At 61.1% G+C, this 6,657-nt stretch carries 5 protein-coding genes; 3 read left to right on the forward strand and 2 right to left on the reverse strand.

Going from position 1 to position 6,657, the window contains the following annotated elements; genetic code table 11:
• Positions 1-5: 5 nt before the first annotated feature.
• Together uvrA and M0954_RS18015 are read left to right on the forward strand one after the other, a co-directional pair.
• Positions 6-2,879, forward strand: coding sequence for an excinuclease ABC subunit UvrA (uvrA, locus tag M0954_RS18010; RefSeq protein WP_297354668.1), 2,874 nt, complete (start codon positions 6-8; stop codon positions 2,877-2,879).
• 35 nt (positions 2,880-2,914) lie between these two features.
• Positions 2,915-4,000, forward strand: a complete 1,086-nt coding sequence (locus M0954_RS18015; RefSeq protein ID WP_297354670.1) for an AI-2E family transporter — start codon at positions 2,915-2,917, stop codon at positions 3,998-4,000.
• Positions 4,001-4,140: 140 nt separating this feature from the next.
• On the opposite strand, the gene purU is transcribed toward M0954_RS18015, so the two are convergent.
• Both purU and M0954_RS18025 read right to left on the reverse strand, forming a co-directional pair.
• The gene (purU, locus tag M0954_RS18020) at positions 4,141-5,067 is read right to left on the reverse strand and encodes a formyltetrahydrofolate deformylase (RefSeq protein ID WP_297354672.1); all 927 of its coding nucleotides are present in this window, start codon (positions 5,065-5,067) and stop codon (positions 4,141-4,143) included.
• Positions 5,068-5,120: 53 nt separating this feature from the next.
• The gene (locus M0954_RS18025; RefSeq protein ID WP_297354673.1) at positions 5,121-6,011 is read right to left on the reverse strand and encodes an NUDIX hydrolase family protein; all 891 of its coding nucleotides are present in this window, start codon (positions 6,009-6,011) and stop codon (positions 5,121-5,123) included.
• 112 nt (positions 6,012-6,123) lie between these two features.
• Between M0954_RS18025 and M0954_RS18030 the strand changes: the two genes are divergently transcribed.
• Positions 6,124-6,588, forward strand: a complete 465-nt coding sequence (locus M0954_RS18030) for a GNAT family N-acetyltransferase (protein ID WP_297354675.1) — start codon at positions 6,124-6,126, stop codon at positions 6,586-6,588.
• Positions 6,589-6,657: the final 69 nt, after the last annotated feature.

Here is a 6,657-nt window from a genome sequence, read left to right on the forward strand (position 1 = left end):
AACGCGTGGAACAAATCCGTATCCGTGGGGCCCGCACCCACAACCTGAAGAACGTCAGCCTCGACCTGCCACGTCACAAGCTCATCGTGATTACCGGCCTGTCAGGCTCGGGAAAATCGTCGCTTGCGTTCGACACACTCTATGCGGAAGGACAGCGGCGCTATGTCGAAAGTCTCTCGGCCTACGCACGGCAGTTCCTGCAGTTGATGGAAAAGCCCGACGTCGACCTGATCGAAGGCTTGTCTCCGGCCATTTCGATCGAACAGAAGGCCACGTCGCACAATCCACGCTCCACGGTCGGCACCGTCACCGAGATTCACGACTACCTGCGTCTACTGTTCGCGCGCGTTGGCACACCGTATTGCCCGGACCACGAGATTGCGCTGCAGGCGCAAAGCGTCTCGCAGATGGTCGATGCCGCGCTCGCGCTGCCGGAAGACACCAAGCTGATGATCCTGGCCCCTGCGGTGGCGAACCGCAAGGGTGAACACGTCGAGCTGTTCGAGGAAATGCAGGCGCAGGGCTTTATCCGCTTTCGCGTGCGTTCGGGCGGCGGCACGGCCAATGAAGAAGTCGCGAAGATCTACGATGTCGACTCGCTGCCCAAGCTTAAGAAGAACGACAAGCATACGATCGACGTCGTCGTCGACCGTCTGAAAGTGCGCGCCGATATGAAGCAGCGCCTCGCCGAATCGTTCGAAACGGCGCTGCGTCTCGCCGACGGCCGCGCCATCGCGCTCGAAATGGACACGGACAAGGAGCATCTGTTCAGCTCCAAGTTTGCCTGCCCGATCTGTTCGTATTCGCTGCAGGAGTTGGAGCCGCGCCTCTTCTCGTTCAACAATCCGATGGGCGCCTGCCCTGAGTGCGACGGCCTCGGCCAGATCACGTTCTTCGATCCGAAACGGGTGGTCGCGCATCCGTCGCTGTCGCTGGCGGCAGGTGCTGTGAAGGGTTGGGACCGGCGCAACCAGTTCTACTTCCAGATGCTGCAAAGCCTCGCGGCGTTCTACGAGTTCGATATCGACGAAGCCTTCGAAGACCTGCCGGAAAAGGTCCGCAAGATCCTGCTGTTCGGCTCGGGCAAGCAAACCATCCCGTTCTCTTACATCAACGAGCGTGGCCGTGCGTCGATTCGCGAGCATGTGTTCGAAGGGATCATCCCCAACCTCGAGCGCCGTTACCGCGAGACCGATTCGGTCGCGGTGCGCGAAGAACTCGCGAAATACCAGAACAATCAGGCCTGCCCCGCCTGCGAAGGCACCCGCCTGCGCCGTGAGGCGCGCTTTGTGCGCATCGGTGCGGACGGCGACGCTCGCGGCATCTACGAAATCAGCGGTTGGCCGTTGCGCGATGCGCTCGGCTATTTCCAGACGCTGCGCCTCGAAGGGTCAAAGCGCGAGATTGCCGACAAGGTGGTCAAGGAAATCGTCGCGCGGCTGATGTTCCTGAATAACGTCGGGCTCGACTATCTGTCGCTGGAACGCAGCGCCGAAACGCTCTCGGGTGGCGAAGCACAGCGCATCCGGCTGGCGTCGCAGATCGGCTCGGGACTTACCGGCGTGATGTACGTGCTGGACGAGCCGTCCATCGGCCTGCATCAGCGCGACAACGACCGCCTGATCTCGACGCTGAAGCATCTGCGCGATCTGGGTAACTCGGTGATCGTCGTCGAGCACGACGAGGACATGATTCGCATGGCCGACTACGTGGTCGACATGGGACCGGGCGCCGGCGAACATGGCGGCATGATCATCGCCGAAGGCACACCTGACGAAGTGCAGGCCGACGCGGCGTCGATCACGGGCCAGTATCTGTCCGGCGCGCGCACCATCGACTATCCAGACGAGCGCAGGGAGCCGGACGAGCGGCGTCTGCGCATCGTCGAGGCTTACGGCAACAACCTGCAGCACGTGACGCTCGACCTGCCGGTGGGTCTGCTGACCTGCATTACCGGTGTCTCCGGCTCGGGCAAGTCCACGCTGATCAACGACACGCTGTACCACGCGGTCTCGCATCACCTGTACGGCTCGTCGGCCGAGCCGGCACCGTACGAATCGATTGAAGGTCTCGAGCACTTCGACAAGGTCATCAACGTCGACCAGTCCCCGATCGGCCGCACACCGCGCTCGAATCCGGCCACCTATACCGGCCTCTTCACGCCGATCCGCGAGTTGTTCGCGGGCGTGCCGGCTTCCAAGGAACGCGGCTACGATCCGGGCCGCTTCTCGTTTAACGTCAAGGGTGGCCGCTGCGAATCCTGCCAGGGCGATGGCGTGCTGAAGGTGGAAATGCACTTTCTGCCCGACGTTTACGTGCCTTGCGACGTGTGTCACGGCAAGCGCTACAACCGCGAAACGCTCGATGTGCAGTACAAGGGCAAAAACATCAGCGAAGTGCTCGACCTGACGGTGGAAAACGCCTACGAATTTTTCAAGCCCGTTCCGGTGGTGGCGCGCAAGCTGAAAACCTTGCTGGACGTGGGTCTGGGGTACATTCGCCTGGGGCAGTCGGCCACCACGCTGTCGGGGGGTGAAGCGCAGCGTGTGAAACTTTCGCTGGAACTGAGCAAGCGTGACACTGGTCGCACTCTATACATCCTCGACGAGCCGACCACCGGTTTGCACTTCCACGATATTGCCCTGTTGCTCGAAGTAATTCACCGTTTGCGAGACCCGGGTAATACCGTGGTGATCATCGAGCATAATCTCGATGTAATTAAAACTGCAGACTGGGTCATCGATCTCGGTCCGGAAGGCGGCGCCGGCGGCGGTCAGATCATCGCCCAGGGCACGCCGGAGCAGATAGCGAAGTCGAAGGCAAGTTTTACCGGTCGATATCTGGCGCCGCTGCTCAAACGCGACGCCGCCAAAAAATGATGCTGCACATCCTAGGTTGGATACGGAAATAAGCCATGACCAAGCGTAACGAGGCGCCCGAAGAAGGGCAGGTGCAGGATCTGCGCCCACGCCCGGTCAGGCTGACGAGCGACATGAGCCTGCCTAAGCTGTCCGCCGTCGAGATCGGCAGTTACCTCCTGATGCTGTTCGGCATGATCGCAGTCCTGAATCTACGGCTGCTCGGCGCGTTGCTGGCCGGGCTGCTCGTGTTTCAGCTCATCCAGACAATCGCTCCCCGCATCGAAAAGCACATGTCCAGCCAGCGCGCGCGCTGGCTCTCGGTGGTGATACTCGCAACGGTGATCGTCGGGCTGCTGACCGCGATCGTGATCGGCATCATCGACCACTTCGAAGGCGACGTTCCGAGCGTGCAGATGCTGCTCAACCAGGCCATGCAACTGATCGACGAGGCGCGCGGCCGGATTCCGCAGTTCGTCGCCAACTATCTGCCGGTCGACGCGGACCAGATGAAAGCGCGCGCCACCGAGTTGATGCATACCCATGCCGGCATGCTGCAGCAAGGCGGCAAGAACGCGGCGCGGGTTTTCACGCATATTCTGATCGGCATGATTATCGGCGCGATCATCGCAGTTGGCGCGCAGAAGCCGATTCAGCGGCTGCCGCTGTCCACGGCGTTCGTCACCCGCGTGATGCGGTTTGCAGACGCCTTCCGCCGCATCGTGTTCGCGCAGGTGAAGATTTCGGCGATCAATTCGGTGTTCACCGGCATCTTCCTGCTGGTGATTCTGCCGATCTTCCACGACCGGCTGCCGCTCTCGAAGACGCTGGTGCTCGTCACGTTTATCGTCGGCTTGCTGCCGGTGATCGGCAATCTCGTCTCGAACACCATCATCGTCGCGGTCGCGCTCTCCGTGAGCTTTCCGGCTGCGGTCATGGCGCTCGTGTTCCTGATCCTGATCCACAAGCTCGAATACTTCCTGAACGCGCGGATCGTCGGCGGGCAGATCGAGGCGCGCACATGGGAACTGCTGGTGGCGATGCTGGTGATGGAAGCGGCGTTCGGCCTCCAGGGTGTGATCGCTGCGCCGATCTTCTACGCTTATATCAAGCGGGAGCTAATTTATCTGCGGATGGTTTGATGGCTTGGGCCTGACCACCCGGCTCCAGCTTCGATATTGCCCCACCCATAAATAAAGGCCGCCAGTCACACAATGACCGGCGGCCTTTATCTTCTTGCGAAGCGCGCAGACCCTGCGAATTCAGCAGCAGCGCCGCCCACTCAACGGAACACCACCGTCTTGCTGCCATTCAGCACGACGCGATGCTCGACGTGCCACCTCACTGCCCGTGCCAGCGTGACGCATTCGACGTCGCGGCCAATCGCCGTCAACTGATCCGGCGTCATGCTGTGGTCGACCCGCTCCACTTCCTGCTCGATGATCGGACCTTCGTCGAGATCGGTCGTCACATAATGCGCGGTCGCGCCGATCAGCTTCACACCGCGGTCGAACGCCTGGTAGTACGGCTTGGCGCCCTTGAAGCTGGGCAGGAACGAGTGGTGAATATTGATCGCCCGCCCCGCCAGCTTCTCGCATAGGCCCGGCGACAGGATTTGCATATAGCGCGCCAGCACGACCAGATCGATCTCGTGCTGATCGACCACTTCGAGAATGCGCGCTTCCTGGGCCGCTTTTTCGGCCGGTGACGAGCCGAGCAGCGGCAGGTGATGAAACGGGATGTTGTAGCTCGCCGCCAGTTGATAGAAATCCTTGTGATTGGACACGATCGCCGGAATCTCGATCTGCAATTGCCCGGTGCGATAGCGGAACAATAGATCGTTCAGGCAATGACCAATTTTCGACACCATGATCATCACGCGCGGTTTGACCGCTGCGTCGTGCAGCTCCCATTGCATCGAGAACGGCAACGCAAGTGCACCGAACGCAGTGCGCAGGGCGGCAAGATCGGCCTCTCCACCATGCTGAAAATGCACGCGCATGAAAAACTCACCGCGAGAGAGGTCGCCGGATTGGGCCGACGAGGGTGCCAATGAGGGGCCTGACGAGGGCGCTGAGGATTGAGCCGAAAACTGGGCAGAGTCGAGAATATTGCTGCCCCGCTCGTACAAAAAGCCCGACACGGCGTGCACGATGCCGGGGCGATCGGGGCAGGACAGTTTCAGGATATAACTATGCTCGGTCGGCATGACCGCAACTCCTTTTGGCTAAGTGTCAATGATTTGACCCAGCGATTTAAATACTAGTCAGGCAAACGATACAGCGCTTCCAGGCCAGGGCAGTCGTGAGCGTTGAGCAACTCCGCGCGCAGCAGCGCATCGAGCATGGCCAAGCTCGCATCGACCGTCATTTCGCCGGCCGCGATCCAGCCGCGCACTTCGTCGATGCGGGCTAGCCGGTGTTCGCTGACTTCGCCGTCCTGGTTAGCCGGCGCAAAATCGGCCGGCACGTCGAGGTCGAACACAAAAATCTGTTCCGCCTGCGTGCCTTCCGGCAGCTCTTGCAGCACATGCAGCGTGCCGCCGGGCTTGGCGGTGCGTGCCAGCTCAGGCGGGATGCCCGACTCCTCCCAGCACTCCTTGATCAGCGTCTCGAACACCCCGTAGCCCCAGCCAATTCCGCCGCCGACCAGATTGTCGAGCATGCCCGGATCGGTCTGCTTGCCCAGGCTGCGCCGCGCGATCCAGACCAAGGGCTGGGCTGCGGCCTGCCGCACGATGCCGTTCAGGTGCGCCGCATACGTCATCGTGCCGAAGAAGCGCGAAGCGGCTCGTTCGATAAAGGCCAGCGGCGGCGCGTCAAACCGGTTGCGAATGGCATAGGTTTCGTCGCGCCATCCGGGAATATGACCTTGCGCGGCAAGCGCGCCGATCACCGATCCCAATGCCGCACTGCGTAGTTGGACCACGTCGTGGGCCGTGTCGAAATGGTCGACGAGCGAAATCGCGCCGCCATCGTCGCGCAACACGTCGGGCCAGCGATGCAGCAGCGACCGATCGCGCTGCCGGATCCAGCCGACCTGCTCCGCGCCGATGAAAAACGGCACATGACGACTGGCGTCGAAACGTCGCGCGGCTGCAATACAAGGCAACTGCGCTGGCGACTGCGGCGGCAAGTACGACGATGAGTTCATACGCACTCCGGCGACAAAACCCCGGATTTTACCAACTAAAGCCGATACAAGCTGCACCGAGCCGCGTGCTTGGTGGCAAAATCGGAGCGTTCGCACCAACAGAGGAACCCGAATGGAATGGAGAGCAGCCCGCGAAAGCGATCTCGATAGCGTAAGCGCTTGGGTCGTTACGGCACAACAGTGCCTGTTTTGGGCCGGCAAGCAGGTCGAGTTTCCGATCACATCATGGCAACTCGCCGAAGCGATCGAATTCGAGGCCGACAACGCTTGGTGCATTTCGCTGGACGGCGAGTTGATCGGCTTCGGTCAATTGCTGCAGCGTTCGCAGCAACGTGTGCACCTGGCCCGCGTGATCATTGCGCCGGACTTGCGCGGCTTGGGCTACGGCACGCTGTTATGCGAGAAATTGCTGGAGACGGCGGCTGACGCACTTGATGGCGAGATCGTCACGCTCAACGTATATCGCGCCAACATCGCCGCCCAGGCGCTTTATGCCAAGATGGGTTTCCGCCCGATTGAGCTGCCCGAATCGGTCGAGCGCGATCCGGAAGTGATATTGATGCTGCGCGCGCTCTAAAACAGCTTAGGCGTGTACGGCACCCTCGAGCACATCGACAGCCCATTGATTCAAGCTTTTGCCGGCCAC

The sequence above is a fragment of the Paraburkholderia sp. genome, assembly GCF_026225065.1.
Taxonomy (GTDB): domain Bacteria; phylum Pseudomonadota; class Gammaproteobacteria; order Burkholderiales; family Burkholderiaceae; genus Paraburkholderia.

Coding starts and splice junctions, on each gene's coding strand:
- M0954_RS18015 (WP_297354670.1), top strand. CDS start 2,915: ATGACCAAGCGTAACGAGGCGCCCGAAGAAGGGCAGGTGCAGGATCTG.
- purU (WP_297354672.1), bottom strand. CDS start 5,067: ATGCCGACCGAGCATAGTTATATCCTGAAACTGTCCTGCCCCGATCGC.
- M0954_RS18025 (WP_297354673.1), bottom strand. CDS start 6,011: ATGAACTCATCGTCGTACTTGCCGCCGCAGTCGCCAGCGCAGTTGCCT.
- M0954_RS18030 (WP_297354675.1), top strand. CDS start 6,124: ATGGAATGGAGAGCAGCCCGCGAAAGCGATCTCGATAGCGTAAGCGCT.